The organism is Priestia sp. FW507-14D1A (assembly GCF_058781295.1).
The window spans coordinates 143,582-168,943 of sequence record NZ_JBYSWQ010000001.1; the positions used below are offsets into that span (position 1 = coordinate 143,582).

35 protein-coding genes are annotated in these 25,362 nt (G+C 39.2%); 11 read left to right on the plus strand and 24 right to left on the minus strand.

The genetic code is table 11. The annotated features are described in order from the left end of the window. Positions 1 to 66: 66 nt before the first annotated feature. Positions 67 to 1,455 (plus strand): alpha/beta fold hydrolase, encoded by a 1,389-nt coding sequence (locus AC3WJG_RS00915; protein WP_337134214.1) that lies wholly within the window; start codon positions 67 to 69, stop codon positions 1,453 to 1,455. Between the two features lie 36 nt (positions 1,456 to 1,491). Here the strand turns inward: AC3WJG_RS00915 and AC3WJG_RS00920 are convergent, their stop codons facing one another. Further along, positions 1,492 to 2,037 carry a GNAT family N-acetyltransferase gene (locus AC3WJG_RS00920; RefSeq protein ID WP_102813793.1) on the minus strand — a complete coding sequence of 182 codons (546 nt, stop codon included), beginning with the start codon at positions 2,035 to 2,037 and terminating at the stop codon, positions 1,492 to 1,494. A gap of 94 nt (positions 2,038 to 2,131) precedes the next feature. Between AC3WJG_RS00920 and AC3WJG_RS00925 the strand changes: the two genes are divergently transcribed. Then, complete coding sequence (locus tag AC3WJG_RS00925) at positions 2,132 to 2,605, plus strand: hypothetical protein (protein WP_337134216.1); 474 nt, start codon at positions 2,132 to 2,134, stop codon at positions 2,603 to 2,605. Between the two features lie 262 nt (positions 2,606 to 2,867). Then, a complete protein-coding gene (locus tag AC3WJG_RS00930; RefSeq protein ID WP_102813792.1) occupies positions 2,868 to 3,092 on the plus strand; it encodes a hypothetical protein in 225 nt (74 codons plus the stop codon). Here AC3WJG_RS00930 and AC3WJG_RS00935 read toward each other — a convergent pair. From AC3WJG_RS00935 to AC3WJG_RS00945, 3 genes are all read right to left on the minus strand, one after another. Then, entirely contained in the window at positions 3,078 to 4,262 is a 1,185-nt protein-coding gene (locus AC3WJG_RS00935; protein WP_337134218.1) for a M20 family metallopeptidase, read from the minus strand. The two genes, AC3WJG_RS00930 and AC3WJG_RS00935, sit on opposite strands and share 15 nt — an antisense overlap. Beyond that, complete coding sequence (locus AC3WJG_RS00940) at positions 4,240 to 4,539, minus strand: hypothetical protein (protein WP_258006104.1); 300 nt, start codon at positions 4,537 to 4,539, stop codon at positions 4,240 to 4,242. The genes AC3WJG_RS00935 and AC3WJG_RS00940 overlap by 23 nt, the downstream gene beginning before the upstream one ends. Positions 4,540 to 4,924: 385 nt before the next feature. Beyond that, the gene (locus AC3WJG_RS00945) at positions 4,925 to 5,839 is read right to left on the minus strand and encodes an NAD(P)-dependent alcohol dehydrogenase (protein ID WP_337134221.1); all 915 of its coding nucleotides are present in this window, start codon (positions 5,837 to 5,839) and stop codon (positions 4,925 to 4,927) included. A gap of 170 nt (positions 5,840 to 6,009) precedes the next feature. Here AC3WJG_RS00945 and AC3WJG_RS00950 point away from each other — a divergent pair, with 170 nt between their 5' ends. From AC3WJG_RS00950 to AC3WJG_RS00965, 4 genes are all read left to right on the plus strand, one after another. Next, complete coding sequence (locus AC3WJG_RS00950) at positions 6,010 to 6,702, plus strand: response regulator transcription factor (protein WP_098332368.1); 693 nt, start codon at positions 6,010 to 6,012, stop codon at positions 6,700 to 6,702. Further along, positions 6,695 to 7,699 carry a sensor histidine kinase gene (locus AC3WJG_RS00955; protein ID WP_337134223.1) on the plus strand — a complete coding sequence of 335 codons (1,005 nt, stop codon included), beginning with the start codon at positions 6,695 to 6,697 and terminating at the stop codon, positions 7,697 to 7,699. The genes AC3WJG_RS00950 and AC3WJG_RS00955 overlap by 8 nt, the downstream gene beginning before the upstream one ends. Before the next feature lie 100 nt (positions 7,700 to 7,799). Beyond that, the gene (locus tag AC3WJG_RS00960; RefSeq protein ID WP_028409353.1) at positions 7,800 to 8,561 is read left to right on the plus strand and encodes an ABC transporter ATP-binding protein; all 762 of its coding nucleotides are present in this window, start codon (positions 7,800 to 7,802) and stop codon (positions 8,559 to 8,561) included. Beyond that, positions 8,551 to 10,494 (plus strand): FtsX-like permease family protein, encoded by a 1,944-nt coding sequence (locus AC3WJG_RS00965; protein WP_337134225.1) that lies wholly within the window; start codon positions 8,551 to 8,553, stop codon positions 10,492 to 10,494. The genes AC3WJG_RS00960 and AC3WJG_RS00965 overlap by 11 nt, the downstream gene beginning before the upstream one ends. A gap of 48 nt (positions 10,495 to 10,542) precedes the next feature. Here the strand turns inward: AC3WJG_RS00965 and AC3WJG_RS00970 are convergent, their stop codons facing one another. The 3 genes from AC3WJG_RS00970 to AC3WJG_RS00980 all read right to left on the minus strand — a co-directional run bounded on the left by AC3WJG_RS00970 (position 10,543) and on the right by AC3WJG_RS00980 (position 13,075). Further along, the gene (locus AC3WJG_RS00970) at positions 10,543 to 11,157 is read right to left on the minus strand and encodes a GNAT family N-acetyltransferase (RefSeq protein ID WP_337134227.1); all 615 of its coding nucleotides are present in this window, start codon (positions 11,155 to 11,157) and stop codon (positions 10,543 to 10,545) included. 107 nt (positions 11,158 to 11,264) lie between these two features. Next, complete coding sequence (locus AC3WJG_RS00975; RefSeq protein ID WP_373364658.1) at positions 11,265 to 11,807, minus strand: dienelactone hydrolase family protein; 543 nt, start codon at positions 11,805 to 11,807, stop codon at positions 11,265 to 11,267. A 65-nt stretch (positions 11,808 to 11,872) separates the two neighbouring features. Continuing rightward, a complete protein-coding gene (locus AC3WJG_RS00980; RefSeq protein WP_028409357.1) occupies positions 11,873 to 13,075 on the minus strand; it encodes an aminotransferase-like domain-containing protein in 1,203 nt (400 codons plus the stop codon). A 482-nt stretch (positions 13,076 to 13,557) separates the two neighbouring features. Here AC3WJG_RS00980 and AC3WJG_RS00985 point away from each other — a divergent pair, with 482 nt between their 5' ends. The 3 genes from AC3WJG_RS00985 to AC3WJG_RS00995 all read left to right on the plus strand — a co-directional run bounded on the left by AC3WJG_RS00985 (position 13,558) and on the right by AC3WJG_RS00995 (position 14,696). After that, positions 13,558 to 13,884: a PadR family transcriptional regulator gene (locus AC3WJG_RS00985; protein ID WP_028409358.1), complete on the plus strand. Its 327-nt coding sequence runs from the start codon at positions 13,558 to 13,560 to the stop codon at positions 13,882 to 13,884. After that, positions 13,885 to 14,424: a DUF2812 domain-containing protein gene (locus tag AC3WJG_RS00990; RefSeq protein WP_337134230.1), complete on the plus strand. Its 540-nt coding sequence runs from the start codon at positions 13,885 to 13,887 to the stop codon at positions 14,422 to 14,424. It abuts the gene before it with no gap. Positions 14,425 to 14,519: 95 nt separating this feature from the next. After that, the gene (locus AC3WJG_RS00995; RefSeq protein WP_165574902.1) at positions 14,520 to 14,696 is read left to right on the plus strand and encodes a hypothetical protein; all 177 of its coding nucleotides are present in this window, start codon (positions 14,520 to 14,522) and stop codon (positions 14,694 to 14,696) included. A gap of 39 nt (positions 14,697 to 14,735) precedes the next feature. Here the strand turns inward: AC3WJG_RS00995 and AC3WJG_RS01000 are convergent, their stop codons facing one another. The 14 genes from AC3WJG_RS01000 to AC3WJG_RS01065 all read right to left on the minus strand — a co-directional run bounded on the left by AC3WJG_RS01000 (position 14,736) and on the right by AC3WJG_RS01065 (position 22,609). Beyond that, a complete protein-coding gene (locus tag AC3WJG_RS01000) occupies positions 14,736 to 15,512 on the minus strand; it encodes a sulfite exporter TauE/SafE family protein (protein WP_028409360.1) in 777 nt (258 codons plus the stop codon). 70 nt (positions 15,513 to 15,582) lie between these two features. After that, positions 15,583 to 15,807 carry a sulfurtransferase TusA family protein gene (locus AC3WJG_RS01005; protein ID WP_025750977.1) on the minus strand — a complete coding sequence of 75 codons (225 nt, stop codon included), beginning with the start codon at positions 15,805 to 15,807 and terminating at the stop codon, positions 15,583 to 15,585. A gap of 35 nt (positions 15,808 to 15,842) precedes the next feature. Further along, the gene (locus AC3WJG_RS01010; RefSeq protein ID WP_337134236.1) at positions 15,843 to 16,970 is read right to left on the minus strand and encodes an MBL fold metallo-hydrolase; all 1,128 of its coding nucleotides are present in this window, start codon (positions 16,968 to 16,970) and stop codon (positions 15,843 to 15,845) included. A gap of 62 nt (positions 16,971 to 17,032) precedes the next feature. Continuing rightward, positions 17,033 to 17,584, minus strand: a complete 552-nt coding sequence (locus AC3WJG_RS01015; RefSeq protein WP_028409363.1) for a sulfurtransferase TusA family protein — start codon at positions 17,582 to 17,584, stop codon at positions 17,033 to 17,035. 56 nt (positions 17,585 to 17,640) lie between these two features. Continuing rightward, positions 17,641 to 17,937: a rhodanese-like domain-containing protein gene (locus tag AC3WJG_RS01020; RefSeq protein ID WP_028409364.1), complete on the minus strand. Its 297-nt coding sequence runs from the start codon at positions 17,935 to 17,937 to the stop codon at positions 17,641 to 17,643. Positions 17,938 to 17,959: 22 nt separating this feature from the next. Continuing rightward, complete coding sequence (locus AC3WJG_RS01025) at positions 17,960 to 18,316, minus strand: rhodanese-like domain-containing protein (protein WP_028409365.1); 357 nt, start codon at positions 18,314 to 18,316, stop codon at positions 17,960 to 17,962. Between the two features lie 27 nt (positions 18,317 to 18,343). Beyond that, entirely contained in the window at positions 18,344 to 18,826 is a 483-nt protein-coding gene (locus AC3WJG_RS01030) for a DsrE/DsrF/DrsH-like family protein (RefSeq protein WP_060745265.1), read from the minus strand. A 47-nt stretch (positions 18,827 to 18,873) separates the two neighbouring features. Continuing rightward, positions 18,874 to 19,101 (minus strand): sulfurtransferase TusA family protein, encoded by a 228-nt coding sequence (locus AC3WJG_RS01035; protein WP_337134238.1) that lies wholly within the window; start codon positions 19,099 to 19,101, stop codon positions 18,874 to 18,876. 92 nt (positions 19,102 to 19,193) lie between these two features. After that, positions 19,194 to 19,454, minus strand: coding sequence for a metal-sensitive transcriptional regulator (locus tag AC3WJG_RS01040; RefSeq protein WP_028409367.1), 261 nt, complete (start codon positions 19,452 to 19,454; stop codon positions 19,194 to 19,196). Continuing rightward, a complete protein-coding gene (locus tag AC3WJG_RS01045) occupies positions 19,444 to 19,803 on the minus strand; it encodes a sulfurtransferase (protein WP_098779307.1) in 360 nt (119 codons plus the stop codon). The genes AC3WJG_RS01040 and AC3WJG_RS01045 overlap by 11 nt, the downstream gene beginning before the upstream one ends. A gap of 332 nt (positions 19,804 to 20,135) precedes the next feature. Next, entirely contained in the window at positions 20,136 to 20,453 is a 318-nt protein-coding gene (locus AC3WJG_RS01050) for a hypothetical protein (protein ID WP_028409369.1), read from the minus strand. A 152-nt stretch (positions 20,454 to 20,605) separates the two neighbouring features. Continuing rightward, complete coding sequence (locus AC3WJG_RS01055) at positions 20,606 to 20,788, minus strand: hypothetical protein (protein ID WP_176524017.1); 183 nt, start codon at positions 20,786 to 20,788, stop codon at positions 20,606 to 20,608. 38 nt (positions 20,789 to 20,826) lie between these two features. Continuing rightward, positions 20,827 to 21,606 carry an enoyl-ACP reductase FabI gene (fabI, locus tag AC3WJG_RS01060; protein ID WP_014459159.1) on the minus strand — a complete coding sequence of 260 codons (780 nt, stop codon included), beginning with the start codon at positions 21,604 to 21,606 and terminating at the stop codon, positions 20,827 to 20,829. Between the two features lie 130 nt (positions 21,607 to 21,736). Next, positions 21,737 to 22,609 carry a LysR family transcriptional regulator gene (locus AC3WJG_RS01065; protein ID WP_060745264.1) on the minus strand — a complete coding sequence of 291 codons (873 nt, stop codon included), beginning with the start codon at positions 22,607 to 22,609 and terminating at the stop codon, positions 21,737 to 21,739. Positions 22,610 to 22,723: 114 nt separating this feature from the next. Here AC3WJG_RS01065 and AC3WJG_RS01070 point away from each other — a divergent pair, with 114 nt between their 5' ends. Then, a complete protein-coding gene (locus AC3WJG_RS01070; RefSeq protein WP_337134241.1) occupies positions 22,724 to 23,617 on the plus strand; it encodes a DMT family transporter in 894 nt (297 codons plus the stop codon). 31 nt (positions 23,618 to 23,648) lie between these two features. Here the strand turns inward: AC3WJG_RS01070 and AC3WJG_RS01075 are convergent, their stop codons facing one another. The 3 genes from AC3WJG_RS01075 to AC3WJG_RS01085 all read right to left on the minus strand — a co-directional run bounded on the left by AC3WJG_RS01075 (position 23,649) and on the right by AC3WJG_RS01085 (position 25,226). Beyond that, a complete protein-coding gene (locus tag AC3WJG_RS01075) occupies positions 23,649 to 24,140 on the minus strand; it encodes a GNAT family N-acetyltransferase (RefSeq protein ID WP_098248000.1) in 492 nt (163 codons plus the stop codon). Positions 24,141 to 24,163: 23 nt separating this feature from the next. Next, positions 24,164 to 24,346 carry a hypothetical protein gene (locus tag AC3WJG_RS01080; protein ID WP_153255133.1) on the minus strand — a complete coding sequence of 61 codons (183 nt, stop codon included), beginning with the start codon at positions 24,344 to 24,346 and terminating at the stop codon, positions 24,164 to 24,166. A 169-nt stretch (positions 24,347 to 24,515) separates the two neighbouring features. After that, a complete protein-coding gene (locus AC3WJG_RS01085; RefSeq protein WP_217598622.1) occupies positions 24,516 to 25,226 on the minus strand; it encodes a GntR family transcriptional regulator in 711 nt (236 codons plus the stop codon). Positions 25,227 to 25,362 lie beyond the last annotated feature (136 nt).

Sequence of the window (25,362 nt, forward strand, 5' to 3'; positions counted from 1 at the left end):
ACATGACTCCTTTTACTTAAAATTGGTATACTGATAGAGTACAAGAATCGCCAAGGAGGATGATGTATGAAAAAAGTAAAAGCTGCCCTTCCACTCGCTGTTTCTTTAGCACTCGGGCTTCAAGCACTTCCTATGTCCACTTCACCTGTTCAAGCTGAAGCAGCGGCGAATGCTGCTCATCATTCAGCAAAAGTTGAAGTCAAACGAGCAAACGCATTTTTAACGAATGTCGCCAACGGTAAAACAAAAGAAGCTAAGCGCCATTTTTCACGCAGCCTGCAGTCCAAAATGAGTGAAGACAACCTAAAAACATGGTGGTCAGCTCTAACGGCTCAGTTTGGTTCTGTAAAAAAGATTGGGACATCTGTACAAGGTGAAGTCAATACCGTTCATCGAAATATAGAAATTCCCATTGAATTTGAACACGTATCAGCTACTTTAACCGTTCGATTTAGTCAAAATCGGCAAATTGATGATTGGCGAATCGTACCGGAGGAGCGCCAGTTTTCGTTTTCCACACCGCCTTACGATACCTCTAAGAACTACAGTGAAAAACAGCTTTCAATCGGCAAAGCACCTTACGAACTTCCAGCAACGCTTACTCTTCCAACACGTTCAAAACATCAAAATGTACCCGTTGTCATATTAGTTCACGGATCAGGACCTTCTGATCAAGATGAAACGTTTATGAGCTTAAAGCCGTTTCGAGATCTGGCTTCTGGACTGGCTTCTCAAGGAATCGCCGTTTTACGCTACAACAAGCGTACATACGAACATACAGCTAAAATGTCCGGTGAAAATAAAATAAACGTCGACGATGAAACAACGGATGATGCCGCACTCGCAGTGGAAGCAATGGCGAAACAAAAAGGCATCGACAGCCGCAATATTTTTATACTAGGACACAGTCAAGGCGGCATGATGATGCCCAGAATTTTAAATCAAACGCCGGATAAAAGCGTACGCGGCTCTATTTTACTCGCTGCACCGAGCCGCACACTTCCAGAGTTAATGCTTGAACAATTTGCCTATCTTGTATCGCTGAATCAGCTTCCGAAAGAGCAGCTTGCGTTTTTCCAGCAGCAGTTTGCCATTTTACAAGACCCAAGCTTTTCACCAGCTCAGCCGCCAAAAGAGTTCCTGCTTGGCACGCCTTATTTTTGGTATGACGTAGCTCACTGGCACCCTGCAGAAGTCGCAGAATCTCAGGACACGCCTCTGCTTCTTTTACAAGGAGCACGTGATTATCAAGTAACGACCGAAGATTTTGAAGGCTGGAAACAAAGCTTATCTCAGCGTTCCAACACTTCTTTTAAGCTTTATCCAAAGCTCAACCACTTTTTCACAGAAGGAACTGGTGAAAAAAGCACGCCCGATGAATATGCTGTTTCAGCCAACATTCCTTCTTATGTCATTGATGATATTGTGAAATGGGTTCGTGAAACGCAAAAGTAAAGAAACAAGGCGCTGTTTTATCAGCGCCTTGTTCTCTTATTCATTAAACCTTCCCATCACTACCGTATTATAGTACTTGCCGTCAGACAGCACCTTGTCATTTTTTAATACTCCTTCTATTTCAAACCCGAACTTTGTATATAAATCAATTGCTTTTTTATTGGCCTCTAACACATTTAGCGTCATTTTCTTCATGTCTGCGCTATCTGCCCACCGTATGGACTGCTGTAAAAGCTCTTTGCCAATTCCGTATCCCCAACGTTCTTTTGCGATGCATACGCCAAACTCTACTTTGTGAGCAAATCGTTTCAACTCGTTGCCTTGGCATCTTGAAAATCCGACAATTTCATTATGTGCAACCGCTACTAAAAATAAGTTTCGTTTACTTTCTGCGTCACGTTGAATAAGTTTTTTAAAATCGGATTCGTCCATATACCCCTCTCCCGGTTCACGATCCAAGTTTTCCGTTTCTCCGTCTAGCTGAACTCTAAGGTGAGACAATTCATCTGCATCGCTGGTGGCAGCTGAGCGAATGATATACTGAAGTCCTTTTACATTATAGATTTGCTGGTTGATGACCATCGTATCCCCCTCAAACGTCTTTATGTCATTAAATCTATCAATTGAATTTAATTTCCTTTAATATAAATAGTATACATAAAGAGATGGAAGAGAGTTGAACGAGTTGCTAGGGGTACTGCTGTTTATTCTATACGGCATTTACAAGTTCTATAAATCAAGAAGACCGCTAACGAAGTTTGGTCATTTTTATGAGAAAGCGTTTGAGCTAGAAGAAAAAAAGCGATATGAAGATGCTCTTGATATACGCAACCAAGGGATCGAGCTCCATACCCTTACCGATTTAGAACGAGCTGATTTACATTTAGCAAACGGGCGCATGCTTTTGAAACTAAAGCAGTATGAACAAGCAACGAAACACTATGACGCCTCGTTTAAACTAGCAAAACACGAAAAATTCCCTTACTCAGAAGGATTTGACGGAGTCATTGAAGCCTACTTGTATGCAGGACGTAAAGAAGATGCGCTAATCATCACTAATGACATGTTAAAACGGCAAAGCTACGATCAAAAATTTAAAAAGCTAGAGCCTTTAAAAGAAAAGCTTCTTTCATACGAAGACTCATGGTAAAATTAAACAAATGAAAGCGTATTATTAAGAGTGATTGAGGTGAGCGTAATGGTCGTAACCGTTATTGTAGGAGTGCTGGGTCTAATTGGTTTAATCGCAGCTGGATTTGCGACGAATTATAAGGATACGGAGTAAGATGTTGTAAAGAAGAGTGGGTTGGACAAACTTAATTTAGTTGAAAAAAGATTCGAACCATAAACCGTTGGGATCTTTTCATTGTGCTGGCGAACGTAGATTTAATCTATGTAGTAGCTTCTAGCTGTTGGTTGGAGGACAAGACGAAGACTCCTGCGGGAAAAGCGGAATAGGTGAGACCCCGCAGGAGCGTATGCGACGAGGAGGCTCACCGGCCGCCCGCGGAAAGCGAAGTCTTGCACGGAAACCAACAGCGGTGTCACAAGCGATCCATACGAGCTCCTTTGCCCCTTTTTTCGTCTTTAGATTGGGTAATTGTATGTCTGAACCTCCTTTTTTAACGAGCCAATAACTTTTCTGTTATGCGCAAAAACATCTTTACGCCAATTTCAAGCGAGTCTTCATCTACCGTAAACTTCGGATGATGATGAGGGTACACGATGCCTTGTTCTTCATTTCGTGCTCCGATGTTAAAAAATGCTCCTTCCGTTTCCTGCAGATAAGCTGAAAAATCTTCTCCTCCCATTTTAGGAGACAGCGTTTTAACCCGTTCTTTTCCGTATTCTTCGATAGCTGTTTCTTCAATTAAACGCGTAATTTCTTCAGAGTTAATGACGGGATGATACCCTTTTTCATATGTGAAGGTGTACTCCGCACCGTAGGCTTCTGTTAATCCTTTTACGATACGGTCAATTTGTGCCGGAACTTTTTCTCGCAGCGCCGCGTCAAAGCTTCGAACAGTACCGTTCAGCTCCACTTTATCAGGAAGTACATTGTGCGTAGTTCCTCCGTGAAATTGTGTAACCGATATGACTAATTTATCAATGGGATTGGTCGTTCTTGAAACAATCGTTTGAAGGTTCGTCACAATTTGCGCTCCTACCACAATGGCATCAACTGCTTCGTGAGGCGCTGCGGCGTGTCCTCCTTTTCCTTTAATCGATATATTAAACGTGTCAGGCGAAGCCATCATAGGACCTGCAAGCACGCCGATTTCTCCGACGGGAAGCCCAGAATTCAAATGCGTGCCAATCACGTAATTCACACCTTCCATCACGCCTTCTTTGACAAGCTCCTGCGCTCCTCCTGGCAACAGCTCTTCTGCATGTTGAAAAACCAAGCGAATTTCTCCTTTAAATTCATTTCCTAATTGAGAAAGAACAGAGGCTACCCCTAGTAAAATAGCGGTGTGACCGTCATGTCCGCATGCATGCATTACGCCTTTATGAACCGAAGCAAATGCAAACATGTTTTCTTCTTCAATCGGCAGCGCGTCCATATCCGCTCGAATCGCAACCACTTTTCCCTGCTCTTTTCCTATTAATCTAGCTACCACGCTTGTTGGTGTAGGACGCGTAATGATAAAGCTTCCAAACGAACGAAGCGTATCTTCAACGTACTGAGACGTTCGGTGCTCTTGAAACGATAATTCAGGATAGCGATGAAAATGTCTTCTCCACTCAATTACCTGCTTTTTTAAGCTTTCTGTTACGCTGTATTCACTGATTAATTTGATTGTCATACACATACTCCTCCTTTGTTTGACTATATCGATTATGTGGAACGGAAAGGTCCAAATTTCCGCGCAGCGTACTGCTTTCATAGGAAGTGTCGTAAAGGCCACGCCCTTGTAAAATCGGCACTACTTTTTCCACAAACTGATGAAACGTATCGCTCATAAACGGACGAAGTACAAATCCATCCGCTGCTTCCTGCTCATGCCATTTTTGCATTTCATCCGCTACGTGCTCAGGTGTTCCTGAAAACGGCGAACGCGGTAAAACCGTTTCAAGCGCCACTTGTCTTAACGTTAGCTTTCGAGCAGCCGCCGCTTGTTTAATTTTATTTGTCGTGCTTTGAAACGCATTTGCTCCGATATCCCCTAACTCTGGAAACGGGGCGTCTACGTCAAATTGATAAAAGTCATAATCATCAAAAAAACGAGCTAAATATGTAATGGCGTGATTAATTGGAATTAGCGCGGCAAGCTCTCCATATCTTCTTTCTACATCTTCCTCGCTATCTCCTATAATTAAATCAATACTTAGAAAAAAGAGATGCTTTGATTGTTCAAAGCATCTCCAGTCGTCTGGTCGATCGGTTTTAAATAGGTGTTTAGTTGACTTATCTGCATGTTATACCCACTATCCAGGTAAGTCAAATTAGCTTTTTAAATATGTTCTTTTATTTCTTTAAAACTATAGCTACATTTCCTATTTTATGTCCGGTTTCTACATACTCATGAGCTTCTGGAATTTGTTCTAAAGAGTAGCATCTATCAATCACTGATTTTATCTGCCCTTCTTCCATCAGCTTTTTAAGAAGCAATAAATCTTTCGTCTGCACTTTGGCAATTCCTTGCCCTTCGACCGAAACAAAGCGTCCATTTAAGGCTAACGCTTCCTTGGACTGATTTTTTGTGATTTTCCCAACGGCATCAAAGATAAGATCGTATCTTTCTTCTTTTTCAGTAAAACTTTCGTGTTGGTAGTTGATGACGCGGTCTGCTCCTAAAGACTTTACTAGTTCACTATTTTTAGCACTGCACACGCCTGTTACTTCAGCTCCGTAATAGTTAGCAAGCTGTACAGCCGCAGTTCCTACGGCACCTGAAGCACCGTAGATAAGCACTTTTTGCCCGGTTTGAATGTTTCCTTTTCTAAAAAAATGCAGAGCCGTCGTGCCGCCAAAAGAAATAGAGGCGGCTTCTTCACAGGTTACATTCTCTGGCTTTACGGCTATTGTCCCCTTTTCTGGTAAGCAGATATATTCCGCATATCCTCCGAACTTCATACCAGTCATCGCAAACAGCTGGTCGCCTTTTTTGAACCGCGTTACATTCTTTCCGACGTCCTCTACTTCTCCGGCCAGCTCTACGCCTAGTATTGATTTTCTAGGCTTCCGTAATCCTAAAACTATTCGCATTGGAAGCCACAACAGCAGTGGACTGTTAAAGCTCCTCACTCTGCAGTCGCCTGATGTGACCGTGGTGGCATGAATTTTTATCAGTATTTCATTCTCTTTTGGAATAGGATTTTCCACTTCTTCAAGCTGAAGGACATCTGGTTTACCATACTTTGTACATACCATTGCTTTCATAACAGCTCTCCTTTTTTCACTAGAGTTCAGTATATGTTTATAAACTATGCTCGTCAAAAGCTATTCTTTCACATTTTATAAAGAACACCGGTGAATCTACTATCACATATGGTAAATAAAAGGATATTGCTATAAAATAAGTATAAAAACAGAAAGCGTGGTACGTGTTATTGTTTAAACTTCTTTTAATTGAAGATGATGTAACGCTGTTTAACGAACTGAAAGAACGGTTGGAGCAATGGTCTTATGATGTTTACGGCATCCGTGATTTCAGTAACGTTATGCAGGAGTTTAGCGAGGTAAAACCTGATTTAGTTATTATGGATATTCAGCTGCCGAAGTATGACGGATTTCACTGGTGCAGAATGATTCGTTCTCATTCAAAAATCCCTATCATCTTTCTATCTTCACGTGATCATCCTTCTGATATGGTAATGTCTATGCAGTTTGGCGCAGACGACTTTGTGCAAAAGCCGTTTCATTTTGATGTGCTTGTAGCAAAAATACAGGCCCTTCTTCGCCGCGTGTATAATTACAGCGTTGAACAAGTAAACCTTCTTTCGTGGCAAGGCGCAACGATTGATTACGAAAAAAATAAAGTATCAGCGGGATCTACAGCTATTGATTTAACCAAAAATGAAATCTTTATTTTAAAATGCTTAATACATAAAAAGAATACGATTGTAAGCAGAGATGAACTGATTAATAGTTTGTGGGAAGATAAACGGTTTATCAGTGACAATACGCTGACGGTAAACGTCAATCGCCTGCGAAAAAAATTAGATGAAATTGGACTGGGAACTTTTATTGAAACAAAAGTCGGCCAAGGCTACGTAGCCATTGAAGAGGAACGCTATGATTAAACTCTTTATTCGCGAGCGTTTAAGCTGGATTCTTTTCTTTTTTATCATACATTTTTTTATGCTATTTATCGCGTATATTGATGAATCCATTCCTCTGTCTTCGATTCTCTATATCGTGTTTTTATCATCGATTATCTTTCTTATTTTCTGCGTCTTCCGCTATCACAAAGAAACGAAATTTTATCAAAAGCTAAAAGATGAAGAAGACTTTTTTGATTCTGCTACTCTTTCTCATCCGCTGCGTCCGTTTGAAAAGATTGTTCAGCGAAATCTGATGCAACAATTAGAACAAGCGAAAAAAGATGGCGTGGAAACTCAGCTGCACGTGACGCAGGAAAAAGATGAACTGTTAGCTTGGATTCACGAAATTAAAACGCCGTTAACTGCGATGCATTTAATAATTGAACGTTTAGAAAATCGAGAAGTTAAAGCAAACTTGAAGTTCGAGTGGCTACGCATTCACTTTTTGCTTGACCAACAGCTGCATCAAAAGCGCATTTTCTTTATCGAAAATGATATGTATATTGAACATCTTGATTTAGAGTCCCTTATTTTCACTGAAATCAAAACGCTGCAAGCTTGGTGCATGCAAAAAAATATTGGGTTTGATGTGGACCTACAGGCAGAACGTGTACTGTGTGACGCAAAGTGGCTTTCGTTTATTATGAGACAGCTGTTAACAAACGCAGTCAAGTACAGTGAAGAATCTGATGTGATGATTAGAAGCTACGAGCACCGCTGTCAAGTATACATCGAGGTAAAAGATAACGGACGGGGCATTTCTCCTCAAGATATGCCGCGCATTTTTGAGAAAGGTTTCACCTCAACTACGCAGCATGAAGACAGCCGCGCTACAGGCATGGGCTTATATCTGGCTCAAAAAGCTGCGCAGGCCCTTTCTATTCACATTGGCGTGCAGTCAGCTCTTAACGAAGGCACAACGTTTACACTTGCCTTTCCTAAATCAAATGATTTTGTGGATATGAAAAGCATGTGACAAAAATGTCACATGCTTTCGTTATTTGTTCGGTGAATCAAAGGAAAAGCTAAAGCCCTTTTTCTATAATAAACGTATCAGATTAAAGGAGTGAGTACATATGAACATATTAGAAGCAACTAATATTCATAAAAGCTACGGAAATAAATTTAATAGACAAGAAGTGTTAAAAGGCGTAGATATTACGATTATGAAAGGAGAATTTGTAGGAATTATGGGCGCTTCAGGATCAGGCAAGACGACGCTTCTGAACGTGCTTTCCTCCATTGATAAAATCAACGGAGGAACCATCAAAATCGAAGGAAATGAAATTAGCAGAATGAAAGAAAAGCAGTTAGCAAACTTCCGAAAAACACATTTAGGCTTTATTTTTCAAGACTATAACTTGCTCGATACGCTGACAGTAAAAGAAAATATCCTCTTGCCTCTTTCCGTTGCAAAAACTCCTTCAGCAGTAGCTCACAAAAAATTTGACGCGCTTGCTAAACAGCTCGGTATCTACGAGCTAAAAGACAAATACCCAAATGAAATTTCGGGCGGACAAAAACAGCGTACCTCTGCTGCAAGAGCCTTTATTCATGAGCCAAGCATGATTTTTGCTGACGAACCAACCGGTGCACTTGACTCAAAAGCGGCCAGCGATTTGCTAAACAAACTGACCGAGCTTAATGACAAAAGAAGCGCAAGTATTGTGATGGTAACGCATGACCCAGTGGCAGCCAGCTACTGCAGCAAAGTTATTTTTATAAAAGACGGACAAATTTATACGCAGCTGTACAAAGGCGATCAAACGCAAAAAGCCTTTTTTGACGATATTATGAAAACACAAGGCGTGCTAGGCGGGGTTCAACATGAACATTAATCAGCTGATTTTCCGCAACTTCAAAAAGAACGTAAAAAACTATTATTTATACGTTTTTGCACTAATTTTCAGCGCAGCATTATATTTTGCTTTTGTAACGCTGCAGTATGATCCTGCTCTTGATGCAACCAAAGGCTCAATTAAAGGAGGCGCGGCGGTTCGGGCCGCTTCTGTTTTACTTGTAGCCATTGTTTCTATCTTTCTATTATATGCAAATACGATTTTTATTAAGCGGCGCAGTAAAGAAATTGGCTTATTTCAGCTAATTGGCATGACCAAAACAAAAATTTTCCGTATTTTGACCGTTGAAAATTTTATGTTGTACTTTAGCTCGCTGATTGTCGGCATTTTAATTGGGTTTTCGTTTTCAAAAGTAATCATCATGATTTTATTTAAAATCACTGATACAAAAGGCATTGCCAAGCTTCACTTTTCCGAAGAAGCCTTGATTCAAACCCTGATTGTATTTGGAGTCATCTATTTACTGATTATGACGATGAACTATCTTTTTATTAAAAGACAGACCATTTTAGCACTATTCCGCGTTACGTCATCAACAGAAAGCAAAACAAAAAAAATCAGTATTCTTGAAATTATTAGTGGAATTCTTGGCATGATCTTTATCGCTTCCGGCTACTATATTTCTGCTAAATTGTTTGACGGATCTTTTAAAAGCATGAATGCTTTGTCCATCGCAATGGTATCTATTTTAGCTTCGGTTATCATCGGAACCTATTTGTTTTATAAAGGCTCGGTTCGATTTTTATTAAATCTTATGCGAAAAAGCAAAAGAGGTTATTTGTCAATTAACGATGTACTATCTCTTTCATCCATTATGTTTCGGATGAAATCAAACGCATTATTGCTGACGGTTATTACAACCGTATCGGCTCTTGCCATTGGCCTGTTGTGCTTGAGCTATATCTCTTATTACTCTGCTGAAAAGTCGGCTGAAGACTATGTCCCTAATGATTTTTCTATCAATAATACAAAAGACGCTGCTTCGTTTAAAGCAGCGCTGGATCAAAAGAAAATAGCGTATACGGAAAAAAAGATCGACGTCATCCAAGTAAACGTAAACGTAAAAAACATCTCAGAAAATAATTTAGAAGGTCCGATGGTAGACTCGTCCGCTATGGTTTTTTCGATTGTTAGCGAAAAATCTGTTAGTGGTGTAAATGTAGCTCAAAATGAAACTTTGTTTACCGGCTATAATGATATGCTTCAACGAGTAAATTCATTTAAAGATTCCGGGGAAATTGAGCTAAAAGGAAAGAAAAAAGTCATTCCGCAAAAGTATATAGGTTTAAATCGAAAATTTCTCTTATCTACCTATTTTACGAGCGGCATGCCTACTGTGATTGTAGACGATTTCGTGTTTAACAAACTGGAAAAAGACGTCGATCCTTCTATTCAAAGAGAATCTTCTGTGTACACAGGGGTAGATATAACACAAGAAAATGACTTACCAAAAGCAAACGAGATTTTCAAAGAAATGAAATTGGGCAATCATACTTTCAATGATTCGCGTATCGAAACGGTAAAAAGCCAAAAGCAGACTATGGGTCTAATTATGTTCATTGTCGCTTTCCTTGGACTAGCCTTTTTAATCACATCAGGGTGCATTCTTTACTTCAAACAAATGGACGAAAGTGAAGATGAAAAGCCAAACTATACAATTCTTAGAAAATTAGGCTTTACCGAAAAAGACTTATTAACTGGCATAATAATTAAGCAGCTTTTTAACTTCGGCATCCCTTTAACCGTAGGCTTGCTTCACAGCTATTTTGCCGTCCAATCCGGCTGGTTCTGGTTTGGAACAGAACTTTGGACACCTATTATTATCGTCATGATTCTCTATACCGCCCTCTACTCTATTTTTGGTATTTTATCTGTTCTTTACTATAAAAAGATTATCAAAGAAGCTCTTTAAAAATCAAAAGCACAAGCTATAGCTTGTGCTTTTGATCGTTAAATGCCATTAATTGCTCGCATTTTCTTTATTTCCCTGACTGGCTGTGTGTAAAAAACCTTCTAGTCGCTTTTTGACCAACGGCCACTCGTCGTCAATTATACTGAAGATCACCGAATCTCGTACGTATCCATCAGGTAAAACCATATGTTTTCTGCTGATGCCTTCCTGGGTAGCCCCTAACCGTTTAATAGCAGCTCTGGACCTATTGTTTCGCACATCCGTTTTGAATTGAACGCGGTGAAGCTTCAGCTCTTCAAAACAGTATTTTAACAATAAATACTTACACTCCGTATTAACCCGAGTGCGCCACACGGACGGATGGTACCACGTCCAACCTATTTCTACGCTTTTGTTGGGAAGTGATATATCTAAAAATCTCGTGCTTCCTACAATTGAATGTGACTTTATATCAAACACAGCAAAAGGCAGCTCTCTTCCCTCTTGCTTTGCTTTTAAAGCACTTTCAATCAGCCGTTTCATATCACTTAGACTACGAACTTTTACGGGGAGATGCTCCCAAATTCCTTTCGGTTTTGCAGCTTCATAGAGTCCTTGTTCATGCATTTCCCCAAGCGGCACTAGCTTTACCGCTGTTCCTACAAGCTCACCTGACTTTAGCATAATCTCGCTCCTTTTCGATACGTCTAAAGAAAATGTTAATACATGTATACGTACTGAAAAAGAGTCAGTTTCTGCTTATTGTAAGGTATCACTTTCAGAATACATAGCTAGTGATCAGCTAATTGTTTTTCGAGAAAATCACTGATTGTTTGGAAGGCTTGGTCTGCTGATTCTTTATTAAAGGTTTGTGAAAAAGGATTCATAAAACCATGAACGCCATAAAATTTTTTGATTTCCAAAAGCGGCTCTCTTTTTTGCTTTAATGAATTTATTAAACAGTCTACATCAAATGTTTGCTCTACAGCAGGAAAAATAAGAAGAGTTGGACAAACAGGACTTCTATTTACATAATCTCTAATACGTGATCCGTAACAGCCAATCACAAAGTTACACAAATTGCTTTCACTGCATAGCCACGATATTGTGGCTCCTACACTGAAGCCTATAACTCCTACTTCTTCATACTCTTGTTTTAGTTGAATTAACATGTTAGTAATCTGTCTTGAACCCTCATCAATCCCAATGTTTTGAACAAAGTTTTGATAAGCCATTCCTTCTTCTTCATAACTATAAGGAGCGTCTTTAGATAATAAGTTAGGACAGATAATATCTGCCTCTAACTTAGACAGTTTCTCTTTCATCCACTTCATATGATCGTTCACACCGTATATTTCATGAATTAATAAAATTGCTTTATTTGATTTTTCCATTACTTTTATAAAACAGTCGTTTCCCTTGTCAATTCACGATGCAATACGTCTCCCATGCGCTTCATGCCTTCAACGATTTGTTCAGCAGACATATTAGAATAATTCAAGCGCAGCGCATTGTTTCTTGTGCCGTTTGGAAAGAATGGCGTTCCAGGCACGCAGGCTACGTTATTTTTTAGACATTCTGAAAAGATATGTCCTGAATCGATCCCTTGAGGCAGTTCCACCCAAATAAACAATCCGCCTTCTGGCTTACTGTAAGACAAATTCTCCGGGAAAAATTCTTCGATGCACGACAGCATTTGGGTACATCGCTCTTTGTATACGGCTTTAATTTTTTGAATGTGCTCTTCGATATCATAAAGCTCCATGTACTTAGCCGTTACGCGCTGAGCAAAGCTGTCCGTATGCAAGTCTGCCACTTGCTTAAACGCTACGTACTTATCAATGAAGTCTTCATCTGCACACACCCAGCCGATTCGAAGACCTGGCGCAAAAATTTTAGAGAATGTGCTGATATAAATAACTCTGCCTTCTGTATCAAAATGCTTAACCGGCGGCAGCGTTTCTCCTGCAAATCGGACTCCTCCGTACGGATTATCTTCTACAATCAGCACATCGTATGCGTTCGCAAGCTCAATCATTCGCTGACGTCTTTCGCGCGTTAAGGTGCGTCCTGTAGGGTTTTGAAAATCAGGAATCGTATAAATAAATTTCGCATGGGGATTTTCCTGAAGCTTTTTCTCTAGTTCTTCCATAATCATTCCGTCTTCGTCCATGTCCACTTCTACAAACGTCGCATTATAGGATTTAAATACGTTAATAGCCGCTAGGTACGTTGGGCTTTCACAGATTACCACGTCTCCGTCATTAAGAAACAGTCTTCCGGTAAGATCGATTGCCTGCTGAGATCCGGACGTAATTAAAATGTTCGAAACCGTGGACTCAATGCCGATGTCCTTCATTCGTTTAGAAATTGCTTCTCGTAAAGGAATATACCCTTCAGTTGTACTATATTGAAGCGAAGCGGCTCCGTCTTCATTTAATACCGCGCGGCACGCATCGTTCATTGCTTCAACGGGAAATAGCTCCGGCGCTGGAAGTCCTCCTGCAAACGAAATGACTTCTGGTCGTTCCGTTACTTTTAAGATTTCACGCGTTTCAGAGGATTTTACAAGACTAGCTCGTTGGGCAAATTTATCTTTCATTAATGATCATTCCTTTTCTAGATTTTAAACTTTTAACAATAATTATTCGAATAGTCAGAAAAATTTAAGCAGAAGCCGTGGAAGATGCCTTTTTAATAGACAACCAGCATCTGCTTGCTCTCTGACTCTTCATTTCTTCTTGATGCCACGTTCTCCTTTCGGTACATATTTTTCTCATTCACTATTTGTAATACAAATCAAAGGTCGTACGATAATTATGGCCTTGTATTTAATGTATGTTAAAAAGGATAACATAAAAATCAAATAAATAAACAATAAATTCTATAAATTCTTAATTTTTTATGCGAATATATTTATCTTAGTAAACTATTTTGTAAGATCTCTTCCCTTTTATACTCATTAAATCGTTTCATGAGATAATCACAAACCTAAAATTTAACATTTTCTATTGACTATATATATCATTAAATGATATATATTAATTAACGATATATCGTTTAATGATATAAGGGAGGTTGAATATGCCGCGAAACGATTCATTAGAGACAGGGGAACTTACCGATACGTCCTACTACATCTTAGTGTCCCTCATAGAAGCAAAACACGGGTATCTTATTATGAAAACCATTGAAGACATGACCAATCAACAGTTTTCGATTGGACCTGCATCCATGTACACCACGATTAAAAAGCTTCTTGCAGCTGAGTTAATTATGCTTTTTAGCGAAAGCAAAGACAAAAAGAAAACGTATGTTGCAACGGAAAAAGGAATTCAGTTTTTAAAAAAAGAAATTCAGCGCCGTAAAGAAATGATTAAACACGCTGAAGATGCTTTAGGAGGTTTATAAATGAAAAAGACAAAATACATAATGAGCGGCGGAACAGCTTTTGCAGAGCAAGAAGATTTACAAAAGCTCAGCGACTATGCTAAAAAAGGCTGGCTATTAGATCGTTTTGCATTTTTGGGGTATACCTTAAAAAAAGGAGAGCCTCAAGACCTTCAATATTCACTGGATTTTCAGGAAAATGCAGATGATGAATATTTTCTTCTTTTTAAAGATGCTGGATGGCAGCACGTTTGTTCAGAGGGGCATGCAATGCATATTTTCAGCGCACCTCCGGGAACAAAACCTATCTATTCCGATATAGAGACTATTATTGACAGATACAAACGAGAAAAGCATTTCGTAGGGAAAGCAGCGCTATCTATTCTTGCCATTATGGTGTTTCTTCTGCTTTTTAACGCTATGAGCTCATACGGTTGGCTGCCAGAAGCAGTGGGAATGATTAGCCACATTTTATTAATAATTTCAACAGTGCTTCTAGTATTTCCAGGACTTCCTTACCTGGCGTATCAGCGTAAGTTAAAAAAGCTTCGCAACATCTAAAGAGATACTCTTTTTATTGACCTTTCCTATAAAACCCTTTATAATCCTTATTAACTCGATAAGATTTAAAGGTTTTAGTACAGGAGTGATGAAAAGTGAAATGGCTTCATTTGCTGTTTAATGAACGATGTCCTAAATGCAAGCAAGTGTTAAATACATCAAAATCCAATGCGCTTCGCTCTACTGTTGTGAAAATATGTCCGTCGAACCACTATCAAAAAGAATTTCATCCTGCGCTTGAAACGTTTGTGGAAAGTGATGAAGTACTATAAAAAAGCTAAAGCTATGGAAATCCATAGCTTTAGCTTTTTTTATAGCAGCCCCCACCAAATCTTAATTGCCGTTGCTAAAATTAAACCGGCAAGGATCCACTGAAGCACTTTTGTATTCATTTTCTGACCAACTTTTGCCCCAATTGGAGAAGCAATTAGGCTTGCTACCACTAATATAAGTGCAGGTATAAATGGGACTTGATGCGTTATCAGCTTTCCAACCGTCGAACCAATGGAAGAAATAAAGGTAACGGCTAGTGAAGTTGCGATGGTAATTCGAGTTGGAATTTTAAGTACCACGAGCATCACAGGAACTAAAATAAAGGCTCCTCCTGCTCCTAACACGCCTGCTACGGCTCCGATAAGCAGTGATAAAATAGAAGCTAATCCTTTGTTGAATTGAAGTTCGCCTTCTTTTATCTCATCTAAATTTTTCTTTGGAATAAACATCATAATAACCGCAATAAGAGCTAAAACTCCATATACAACATTTAATCCTTGTTCATTCATATAATGTGAGCTGTAGCTTCCAATCATGCTGCCGATTAGAATATTGCTGCCCATATATAAAATTAATGGTTTGTTTAAAAATCCGCTTTTTCGATACGCCCATACGCCGCCTATTGTCGCAAAGAACACTTGAACAGCTCCTGCACCTGAGACTTGATGAGCCGTTAATGCTCCTACTCCTACCAATGGAGGAATATATAACAGCATCGGATAATTAATAACAGACCCGCCAATACCGACCATACCGGAAATAAACGACCCAATAAATCCAATAAGAAAAAGCGTGATGATAAATGTAAGATCCATCTATAGTCGCTCCGTTTCATATAAGGAAAGGGTACCTTTTACAAGAGATACCCTTTTCGTCCATTATTTCTTATCCTTTTTTAATCCAAAATTTAAGAACGTCGCCTTCTTCTGTCTGAAGAAGCTCATGACCGCCAGATTTCGCCCAAGCTGCAAGGTCATTTTTCGCCCCTTTATCTGTTGCGTGAATTTCTAACACTTGACCTGCTTCTAGTTCATTCATTGCTTTTTTTGTTTTAACAATCGGCATTGGACAGGCCAGCCCTTTTGCATCTAGTACTTTAGTTGATTCCATTTCTCTCTCTCCTTTGTTTAAGCTGAATTTTTTACTTAGCGAATCGCACAGCGGTTTGGTCCAATTTCCATTTCACGCTGTTTTTCTTCATCTGGACTTACTTTTCCCATATTGGTTTCACGGATTTCTTGATATGCATTTGGCTGCGGCGGTAAGTTATCTGTTACTAAGTGTCTGAACTCTGCTTCGTCTTCAATGTTTAAACCGTGATTTTTTGCGAATAACGTGCCTAACTTTTCAGCTACGCTGCCGTTGTCATTTAGCTCATCAATAATCATAAAGTGAGCTGGCAATACGATTAACTCATCTGATAATGCTTTATAGCGTTTATAAAGCGTGTCGCGCAGATCGCCTACCCAGTCTTCAGCCATACCAGCTAAATCAGGACGTCCAATTGAATCAATGAATAAAATATCACCTGAAAGCAAGTATTGATCGTCTACGATAAAAGAAGTTGATCCAATCGTATGACCCGGTGAATAAAGAGGCTGAATCGTAATCATTGTGTTACCAATCATGACATCACTGCCTTCTTCTAACGCCTTGTAGTCAAAAATCACTTCTTCTGCATCTTTTGGAGGCAGCCAGTACGCTGCATTTGTTGCTTCAGCAATAACTCTTCCTCCTGAAATGTGATCTGCATGAAGGTGCGTATCAAATACATGCTTAACTGTGACACCAAGTTCTTTGGCAAAGTTGATGTACACATCCGCCATACGCGTCGCATCAATAATAGCCGCTTCACCGTTTGATACGATCATATAAGATAAGCATCCTTTACCGATACGAACAAACTGATAGATCTCTCCGCCGTCTTTTAAATCTCCGACTTTAACAGGTTCTAAATATTCACTCCACGCTTTCATACCGCCTTTAGGGTACGATACGGTAAGCCCCGCTTCTGAAAGCATGTCAGCTACCATCACGGATGAACCTTCTTTGGCGCAGACAACTAACACTTCTTTATCAGAAGGGATTTTTTCTAAGATTTCTTCTACTCCGTCTAAAAGATCGAAGTACGGCACGTTTAAATGCTGAAATTGATGACCTTCAATTTTCCAATCGCTAAAATCACTTTCATTACGAACGTCCAAGATAAATAGCGCTTCTTTATTGATAATTTTAGATGTAACGTCTTTTGCAGTAAGAACATGTACTGTCATATTAAAATACCTCCTTGGGTATATAAAATATCAATTTTTTTTAATTCACTATAATTCATTAGTTATTCTACTTTACCTGTCCAGTCACGCATACCAGGAACCACGTTAATTAAGTGTTTAAACCCTTGCTTTTTCATCGTTTGCCCTGCCATTTCACTTCGTCTTCCAGAGTGGCAAATAATATAAATTTCATTCTCTTTATTTAGCTCATTCGAACGTTTTTCTACTTCACCAAGGGGAATATGAACTACGCCTGGAATATGAGCTTCATCGTATTCTTCTACTTCACGAACGTCTAAAATATGAAGATGTTCATCATTCTCTACTTTTTTCGCAAATTCTTCTAATGAAATTTCAGGAATTGGCGTTACGTTTTCTTCAGCGCCGCCTTTACGAAGAAAGTGGTGAAGAACGTCACCTGCTGCCTCGGTACCTAAATACTCATGACCTGTGCTTTTTGCCCACGCTTGTAAGTCAGCCGTAGAGCCTTTATCCGTTGCTTGAATTTCTAGTACTTGACCTGCTTCTAATTCATTCATTTTCTTCTTTGTTCTTACGATTGGCATTGGACATGCTAACCCTTTTGCATCTAATACGAAGTTTCCTTGCATCATTTCTTTTTTCCTCCTTGGTTTAAATACTAGTAGGGGTATATTTTTCTCCAAAAAAATTAGATCGTTTCCCCTTTCCACTCCATCATTCCGCCTGTCATATTCGTTACACTGTAGCCTTGCTGCTCAAGAAAACGAGCTGCCATTCCGCTTCTGCCTCCAGAACGACAAACCACAATGTAGTTCTTTGCTTTGTCTAACTCATGCATACGGAATTCCAATAAAGGAAGCGGGATATTTAACGCGTTTGGAATTTTACCTATTTTTACTTCCTCTACTTCACGCACATCTAAAATGTGAATTTGTTCTTGTTTTTTTACTAATTGTTCTACTTCTTGGGCCGCTATTGTCTTCACGCTACTTCTCCTCCTTTTTGATTTATCTCCACGTATTCATGCCGCCTTTAACGTTGGTGATGGATGTAAAACCTTGCTTTTTCAACAGTTTACTTGCTTTCATACTTCTCATTCCGCTTTGACAAATAACGATTACTTCTCTGTCTTTTGAAAGCTGGCCTGTTTGCGCTGGCAGTTCTGATAAAGGAATGTTTCGAAACCCTTTAATATGTTTGGTACGAAATTCATGCGGTGTTCGCACATCGATAAACTGTTTATGTTTATTTTTTAACTCTGCTTTTAATTCCATCGTCGATATTTGCTGTATTCCTTTTACTGGTGCAAAACGCTGATACAAAAACCACAGCAGAAAGATGATAATAAGCGCATTGATAATCATATTAACCCTCGCTTCATGAGTTATCTTTTAGATGAATAAGTTTACGTTTCCATCTTCTGCGTCGGCTAAATACGCCGCTACGCCCGCATATTCAATATTATCTAGCAGCTCTTTTTCCTGTAACCCTAGAAGATCCATCGTCATCGTACAAGCCACTAGCTTCACATCTTGTTCTTGTGCCATTTCGATAAGCTGCGGCAGCGTTAGAGCATTATGCTTTTTCATTACGTTTTTAATCATTTTAGGTCCCATACCTGCAAAATTCATTTTAGATAAGCCCATTTTATCCGCACCGCGCGGCATCATTTTGCCAAACATCTTTTCTAAAAATCCTTTTTTCACTGGCACCATTTCTTCTTTACGAAGTGCATTCAATCCCCAAAACGTATGGAATATCGTCACTTCATGATCATAGGCAGCTGCTCCGTTGGCAATAATATAAGCTGCCATCGCTTTGTCATAATCACCGCTAAATAATACAATTGTTGTTCGTTTCTTTTGTTCATTCATGTTGTTCCTCCTCTTACCCTGTGGGGTATATTTAATTCTAAAAAAAATTAGCCTTTTTGAATGTAAAAGATAAATGTGCTGCCTTCTTCTTTAAAATCAATAAGCTCGTGTCCTGTTGATTTTGCCCACGCTGTTAAATCACTTTTAGCACCTTTATCTGTTGTTTGCACTTCTAATACTTGACCTGTTGTTAAAGTATCCATTGCTTTTTTTGTTTTTACGATTGGCATTGGACAAGCTAGTCCTTTTGCATCTATGACATGATCAATTTTCATCGTATTTCTCTCTCCTTTTTATATACATATACCTGTAAGGGTATATTATAATAAATAATGATATTCGTCAACCTTAAACAAGGTGACAATGATTAACGACTTTTCACTAACAGCTGTACAGCTTCTTTCACTAAACCTTCTGTTGGCTCTCCTTGCTCCAGACTTTCTCTAACGCACTGTTCAAGATTGCTGCTCACAATGACTCCCATTGTGCGATCGATGGCACTTCTTGCAGCAGATAATTGAGTCACGACGTCTCGGCAGTCTTTTCCTTGCTCCATCATGCTAAGCACGCCTTTTAGCTGCCCTTCAATTCGGCGCAGGCGATTTTTCACCTGTTGGTTATACTCCATAATCAAATACCCCTTTCTTTCCTTTACTTTTACACGCTGCTAACTCATAGCTGCGTACTTCAAAACGTTTTTTTCGTAAGAACCTTACGCCCAAATTTAACTCCACTCTATCTCTGGCAATCAGATGAACGCTGCCCCGTGGAATTTCTGAATAAAAGCGTTTTAGATACGCATACGGAATAACTATACCAATCGAATCGCGAACTTCATGGTAATGACGAATATCTACAACCGTTCGCCCAAGTTCTTTTGCTTCAGATTCACGTATGCACTGTATTCTTTTAACGGGATAATAACGTCTGTATGCAATAAATAAAATAGCAAGCAACAACACTGCTATATAGAGCATAACCATCACCGCCTTGCTATTGAATTAATATTGTTTACATGCTTTATATTATACCCCTATAGGTATATTGTCAAGCGAGAAAATTATATTTAATTTTGCTCATTTACATAGTTCCTTTACCTCGAACTAGTCCATTTTATACAGCTTAAGCATTATGAATGTTGGTCTTTAACTCGCTTTATATATGTACCCCCTACCCTATCGACCAAACATATTCTTCATCATCGTCGCTCGTATACAGCGCTGAAAATCAAGCTTACTGCATCATTCACGTCTACACACAAAAGGTCCAGTTCCCAAGGAGAACCGGACCTTTTATGGTAAAAAGCTGATTAGCTTTGATGATAAATATTATGCCATTGATTCCACGAACTGTGTGGATGCTGCTGGTGCCACTGATTCCATGGCACATATGGATTTTGCTGATGCCACTGATTCCACGTACCGTGCGGATACTGCTGATGCCACTGATTCCAAGGTGTGTATGGATGTTGTTGATGCCATTGATTCCATGTGCCGTGCGGATACTGTTTATGCCACTGCTCCCAAGGTACATGAGGATGTTGCTGATGCCATTGATTCCACGTGCCTTGAGGATGCTGATGATGCCATTGTTCCCATGGAATATAATGTTGCTGTCCTTGATGCATATTTCGTCAACTCCTTTTCCTTTGCCACATCATATGTTCTTTTTAGAATTTAGAGCTTATCTATTTTAAAATATAGGCGTTTGATTAATTATGAATTAAATTACATATCTGTTCTTATATAGTAACACTCAAATAAAACACCCAGCATGATTTCAAATGGTTAAAAACTTGCCTTTACTAATGGCCATCTTACTTATAGGAATAAGCTTTTCTCTTATAAGCGGAAGTGTAAACTTATCTGGAAGTATAGAATGGATATTTCTTATCATTAGCCTTATTGCTAATAATATTTCTTTCAGGGGTCTATGTTTTTTGGGATGCATTTGTCTTCCCATGAAAAAAACACCTTCTCATTCGAGAAGGTGTTTAAGAATTAACCTACAATATTGTAACCAGCGTCTACGTGTACGATTTCTCCCGTTACGCCGCGTGAAAGATGGCTCAGTAATACAACCGTCATGTCGCCAACTTCTGCTTGCGTTACGTTACGCTTAAGAGGTGCCTTTTCTTCAACTTTGTGAAGAATTTGGTTAAAGTCAGAAATACCTTTTGCTGCAAGCGTACGAATTGGACCTGCTGAAATTGCATTTACGCGGATATTGTCTTTCCCTAAGTCTAATGCTAAGTATTTTACTGAAGACTCAAGCGCTGCTTTTGCTACGCCCATTACGTTATAGCCTTCAACTGCACGTTCTGCACCAAGGTAGCTCATTGCTACAAGAGAACCGCCTTCTGTCATAAGAGGTTTTGCTGCTTTTGCTACCGCGATAAATGAATAAGCGCTTGTATCTTGAGCAAATGCATATCCGCTTCTTGATGTATTGATAAACTCACCGTTTAAATCTTCTGAGTGAGCAAACGCAACAGAGTGAATCACTCCGTGAACTGTGCCTGCTTCTTCTCCGATTTTTTTGAACGCTGCTTCAATGCTTTCATCGCTGTTCACGTCACATTCAGCAATTAGTGATGCTTGAATTTCATTTTTTTCTAGCAGCTTGTTCAATTTTCCTAGTGAACGTTCTTTACGGTATGTAAAAATTAAGTTTGCTCCTACTTGGTGAAGGGCTTTTGCAACACCCCAAGCAATACTTCTGTCGTTGGCAACTCCCATGATCACAATGTTCTTGTTCTTTAATTGTAATAAATCTTCCATATTATCCTCCAAAAAAAATTAGTCATCAATGATGACTAATAGGTAATTGTATAGCTTTATTATAGCACAAAGATGCGCTTAGTTCCTAAGAGTCTTATGAATTAACCGATTTTGCTCTATAAATAATCTCCTACTTATCCGAATCCTGCAGCCATGCTTGCGTTGTTTCAGCAAATTTTTTTGCTGCAGGTGAAAGATGATAACGAGTAGCTAGACCAATTGAACGGTAGCTGTCTACTTGAAACGGAATCGCACGCAGCTCTTGCGGGATCGAATCCAAAAGCATTTCAGGTAAAATGCTAATTCCTAAGTGATGCGTAACCATCGATAAAATAGCACTTTCATCCATTAATTCAAAACGAATGTCAGGCTGAATGCCACGTTCCTCAAACAGTTGCTTAATATCATGATAACCGCCGTATGTCGGCATAATAAACGGTTCTTTCTCTAGATCTTCAAAAGAAACGGTTTTCTGATGGTATAGAGCACTTTGATTCGATACGACGCACAGCAGCCGGTCTTTTTTTAAAGAAATAATATGAAATTGACTTGAATGCGTAATGTTGATAAAGCCGCAGTCTATTTCTCCGCTCAGCAGCCACTGTTCAATTTCAAGGTAGTCGCCTTCCTTGAGCTGAATTTGAATGTCAGGGTAGTTTTTCTCCATCAGCCGAATAATTTCAGGAAGCCATTTGGTTGACACGCTTTTAAAAATACCGATTTTAATCGTTCCTTTTGCAAGACCCAGCAGGCTGGCTGCTTCTTGATGAACTTTTTCATTTTCTTGCAGAACCTTTCTAATGGCAAGGAGCATCGTTTCGCCTTCTGTTGTTAAGGTAATACCCGACCTGTTTCGATTTACAAGTGGAAATCCAAATTCCGATTCAAGATTTGTAATGGCATGACTGACCGCTGACTGCGTGAGCGCCATCGCATCTGCCGCTTTTGTAAAGCTTTGCAATTCCGCTACTTTGTTTAAAATTTCATATTTTACTAAGCTCATTTTATCCCGCCCTAACATGAATTTAATTCATGTTTATCATTATAAAGATTCATTTTATTAATATCAAATTCCTTTGTATACTGTGAGTACATCATAAACAATGGAGGGTTGAACGTGAGTTACCGCACACGAGCAAATATGATGATGATTGGGGTAAACGTATTTTGGGGTATGTCGTACGTGTTTATGAAAATGGGGCTTAGTTCACTCGGGTCATTTACCATTATTGCGCTTAGATGTTTGATTGCTTTTTTCATTGCCGGGCTGTTTTTTCATAAGCCTTTACGGCAAATCACGCGCAAAACGATTTTATCATCCGCTATTTTAGGCTTTTTACTGTTTTCTGTTTTTACATTTGTCACGTTTGGCGTCAGCATGACGTCTGCTTCAAATGCCGGATTTCTTGTCAGTTTAACGGTCATTTTTGTTCCGTTGCTCAACTGCGTGTTAGTGAAGAAGCTTCCTTCTTGGCCGATTGGGCTCGGCATTATCACTACCCTAACCGGTATAGGTGTTTTAACTTTAAAGCACTCCTTTCATATGAATGCTGGTGATTTACTTTGCATTGGAACCGCACTATGTTATGCCGTTCATATTACGTTGACCGGCACGTTCACCAAAAATGAAAATCCAATTGCTCTCGGCATTTTACAGCTAGGGTTTGCTGGATTATTTGCACTGATTTGCAGCTTTTTATTTGAACACCCTAGCATCCCCACTACTTTATCATCATGGATTGCGATTTTAGGTCTTGGCGTTCTTTGCAGTGCGATTGGATTCATTTGTCAAGCCATTGCCCAGCGCTACACAACTCCCACTCACACAGGACTTATTTTTGCAACGGAGCCTATTTTTGCTGCGCTGTTTGCCGTTCTTTTTTTGCATGAGCTGTTTACGCTTAAAGAACTGATTGGTTCTGTTATTGTCATCGCAGGGATTTTAATTGCGCAGTTAGACGATTTGCTACTTAAAAAAAGCGTTCATTATCAAGAGACACTGCCAAAGTAAAAGCCGCTAGATAAAAATCTAGCGGCTCACTTTATACCTTATATGTATAAAACTTTTTATCTACGTTCATCACCGGGAAATTCTCAGGCAGCTTTTCTTTCTCTATATGTTGAAACCCATTTTTCTCATAAAATCGATGAGCAGCTCTATATTGTAATGTGGTTCCTAAATATATTCTTTCCACTCCCTGCTTTTTTGCCCACGCGATGGCTGTATGCAATAACCGGTGAGCTGTTTTGAAGTTCGCTCCTCTATAAGACTTTGCTACAAACATTTTCCGCAGCGCTACTTGACGGCTGCCGATGTCTATTAAAGCCACGCTTCCTACTACTCTTTCGTTGCAAACAGCAACCCAGAAGTTTCCGTTACCCTGTTGATAAAAGCTTTCGACTTCAAACAAATCGGGCTGATCTTTTTCCGTTATTGGAATGTGGTATTCTTGCTGCTGAATAGGAAGAATTAAATCCACTACTTGCTGTTGATACTTGCTAGCATATGGCTGAATAATGATACTTTCACTCAAAACCTCCACCGCCTCTAATCAGTTTACTCCATCTTACTTTTGACTGTTTTTAATACTGCACAGCCTATGTTCATTATAAAACCAATCACAATACCTGCAAGAATCGATATCACACCTACAGCGATAAAATCGCCTTTAGTCGGCTGAAATAAATTCATGGAAAGCAAACCGAACATAAAAAGCATGGGAATAAGATAACTCAGCATCTTTTTCACCTTAGCACCTCTTTCCCTATCTCCATAAATCTTGTAACCATTTTATCGTATATCAACTTCCTATTTATTACAATCTTTGTCTTTTTTCGTATCTTTATCGAAAAAATGAAATAAAGTGCCTGCCTCTCGTTCCTTACTAATTGAGAGACAGACACTTTTTTTATAAAACATGACTAGTTGCTTGTAAAAAGAACTGAGATTGTTCGTAGTTGTACGTTACTTTTGAAAAGTCAAACGGCTGGCCGTTGGCTAAGTGAAAAAGCGTTTCAATAAACAATTTAGGATCCCCTTCTTTTAACCCTAAGTACGTGGCTTCTTCTTCGTTCAGCTTGCCAACGTGAAGATATAGATCAGAAAACCCGATTTTTAAGCCAAGTCCTTCTTTAATGTAATGAAAAATAGACTGAGAAACAATTTCGTTATTCAAGTACGTAACGATGGATTTATTATAAAACGATTCTTCTAGACAAAGCGTCTGGCCGTTGATATACCGTACTCTTTTTACATAATAGACATCACTATTTTCTTCTATGTTTAAATTTAACGCGGCTTCTTGCGTCGGCTTTCGTACATCTAACTCAATCACTTCCGACGTTAGCTGAAAATCTTCAAGTTCACTCGTAAATCCTTGATTGGAAAGCAAGCCAATATAGCCTGTTCGTTTATGACGACGGACAAAAATGCCGCTTCCTCTTACTTGAAAAACCACGCCTTTTTTCTCCAGCAGATCTAGAGCTTTTGTTACCGTACTTTTGCTTGCCTTAAACTGCGCCATCAGCGTTTCTAATACCGGCAGCTTATCTCCTTGCTGAAGCTTGTGTTCTTCAATATAGGTTTCAATTTCAATTGCAATTTGTTGGTATTTGATCATAGCTATACCTCTTTACTGAATTTGTCTCAAGAATAACACGATTATACCATAATCTAACTCCATGCCATAAACTTAAATTATTTATTGATTATTATTTTATTAGGGTATTGATAAATTGTATCGATACAATTATACT

Bases quoted from the DNA above. Each gene is read 5' to 3' on its own strand.
- AC3WJG_RS00915 (WP_337134214.1), top strand. From the start codon at position 67: ATGAAAAAAGTAAAAGCTGCCCTTCCACTCGCTGTTTCTTTAGCACTC.
- AC3WJG_RS00920 (WP_102813793.1), bottom strand. From the start codon at position 2,037: ATGGTCATCAACCAGCAAATCTATAATGTAAAAGGACTTCAGTATATC.
- AC3WJG_RS00935 (WP_337134218.1), bottom strand. From the start codon at position 4,262: ATGACAATCAAATTAATCAGTGAATACAGCGTAACAGAAAGCTTAAAA.
- AC3WJG_RS00945 (WP_337134221.1), bottom strand. From the start codon at position 5,839: ATGAAAGCAATGGTATGTACAAAGTATGGTAAACCAGATGTCCTTCAG.
- AC3WJG_RS00955 (WP_337134223.1), top strand. From the start codon at position 6,695: ATGATTAAACTCTTTATTCGCGAGCGTTTAAGCTGGATTCTTTTCTTT.
- AC3WJG_RS00960 (WP_028409353.1), top strand. From the start codon at position 7,800: ATGAACATATTAGAAGCAACTAATATTCATAAAAGCTACGGAAATAAA.
- AC3WJG_RS00965 (WP_337134225.1), top strand. From the start codon at position 8,551: ATGAACATTAATCAGCTGATTTTCCGCAACTTCAAAAAGAACGTAAAA.
- AC3WJG_RS00970 (WP_337134227.1), bottom strand. From the start codon at position 11,157: ATGCTAAAGTCAGGTGAGCTTGTAGGAACAGCGGTAAAGCTAGTGCCG.
- AC3WJG_RS00975 (WP_373364658.1), bottom strand. From the start codon at position 11,807: ATGAAGTGGATGAAAGAGAAACTGTCTAAGTTAGAGGCAGATATTATC.
- AC3WJG_RS00980 (WP_028409357.1), bottom strand. From the start codon at position 13,075: ATGAAAGATAAATTTGCCCAACGAGCTAGTCTTGTAAAATCCTCTGAA.
- AC3WJG_RS00985 (WP_028409358.1), top strand. From the start codon at position 13,558: ATGCCGCGAAACGATTCATTAGAGACAGGGGAACTTACCGATACGTCC.
- AC3WJG_RS00990 (WP_337134230.1), top strand. From the start codon at position 13,885: ATGAAAAAGACAAAATACATAATGAGCGGCGGAACAGCTTTTGCAGAG.
- AC3WJG_RS01000 (WP_028409360.1), bottom strand. From the start codon at position 15,512: ATGGATCTTACATTTATCATCACGCTTTTTCTTATTGGATTTATTGGG.
- AC3WJG_RS01005 (WP_025750977.1), bottom strand. From the start codon at position 15,807: ATGGAATCAACTAAAGTACTAGATGCAAAAGGGCTGGCCTGTCCAATG.
- AC3WJG_RS01010 (WP_337134236.1), bottom strand. From the start codon at position 16,970: ATGACAGTACATGTTCTTACTGCAAAAGACGTTACATCTAAAATTATC.
- AC3WJG_RS01015 (WP_028409363.1), bottom strand. From the start codon at position 17,584: ATGATGCAAGGAAACTTCGTATTAGATGCAAAAGGGTTAGCATGTCCA.
- AC3WJG_RS01025 (WP_028409365.1), bottom strand. From the start codon at position 18,316: ATGATTATCAATGCGCTTATTATCATCTTTCTGCTGTGGTTTTTGTAT.
- AC3WJG_RS01030 (WP_060745265.1), bottom strand. From the start codon at position 18,826: ATGAATGAACAAAAGAAACGAACAACAATTGTATTATTTAGCGGTGAT.
- AC3WJG_RS01035 (WP_337134238.1), bottom strand. From the start codon at position 19,101: ATGAAAATTGATCATGTCATAGATGCAAAAGGACTAGCTTGTCCAATG.
- AC3WJG_RS01040 (WP_028409367.1), bottom strand. From the start codon at position 19,454: ATGGAGTATAACCAACAGGTGAAAAATCGCCTGCGCCGAATTGAAGGG.
- AC3WJG_RS01045 (WP_098779307.1), bottom strand. From the start codon at position 19,803: ATGCTCTATATAGCAGTGTTGTTGCTTGCTATTTTATTTATTGCATAC.
- AC3WJG_RS01050 (WP_028409369.1), bottom strand. From the start codon at position 20,453: ATGCATCAAGGACAGCAACATTATATTCCATGGGAACAATGGCATCAT.
- AC3WJG_RS01055 (WP_176524017.1), bottom strand. From the start codon at position 20,788: ATGGGAAGACAAATGCATCCCAAAAAACATAGACCCCTGAAAGAAATA.
- fabI (WP_014459159.1), bottom strand. From the start codon at position 21,606: ATGGAAGATTTATTACAATTAAAGAACAAGAACATTGTGATCATGGGA.
- AC3WJG_RS01065 (WP_060745264.1), bottom strand. From the start codon at position 22,609: ATGAGCTTAGTAAAATATGAAATTTTAAACAAAGTAGCGGAATTGCAA.
- AC3WJG_RS01080 (WP_153255133.1), bottom strand. From the start codon at position 24,346: ATGCTGAGTTATCTTATTCCCATGCTTTTTATGTTCGGTTTGCTTTCC.
- AC3WJG_RS01085 (WP_217598622.1), bottom strand. From the start codon at position 25,226: ATGATCAAATACCAACAAATTGCAATTGAAATTGAAACCTATATTGAA.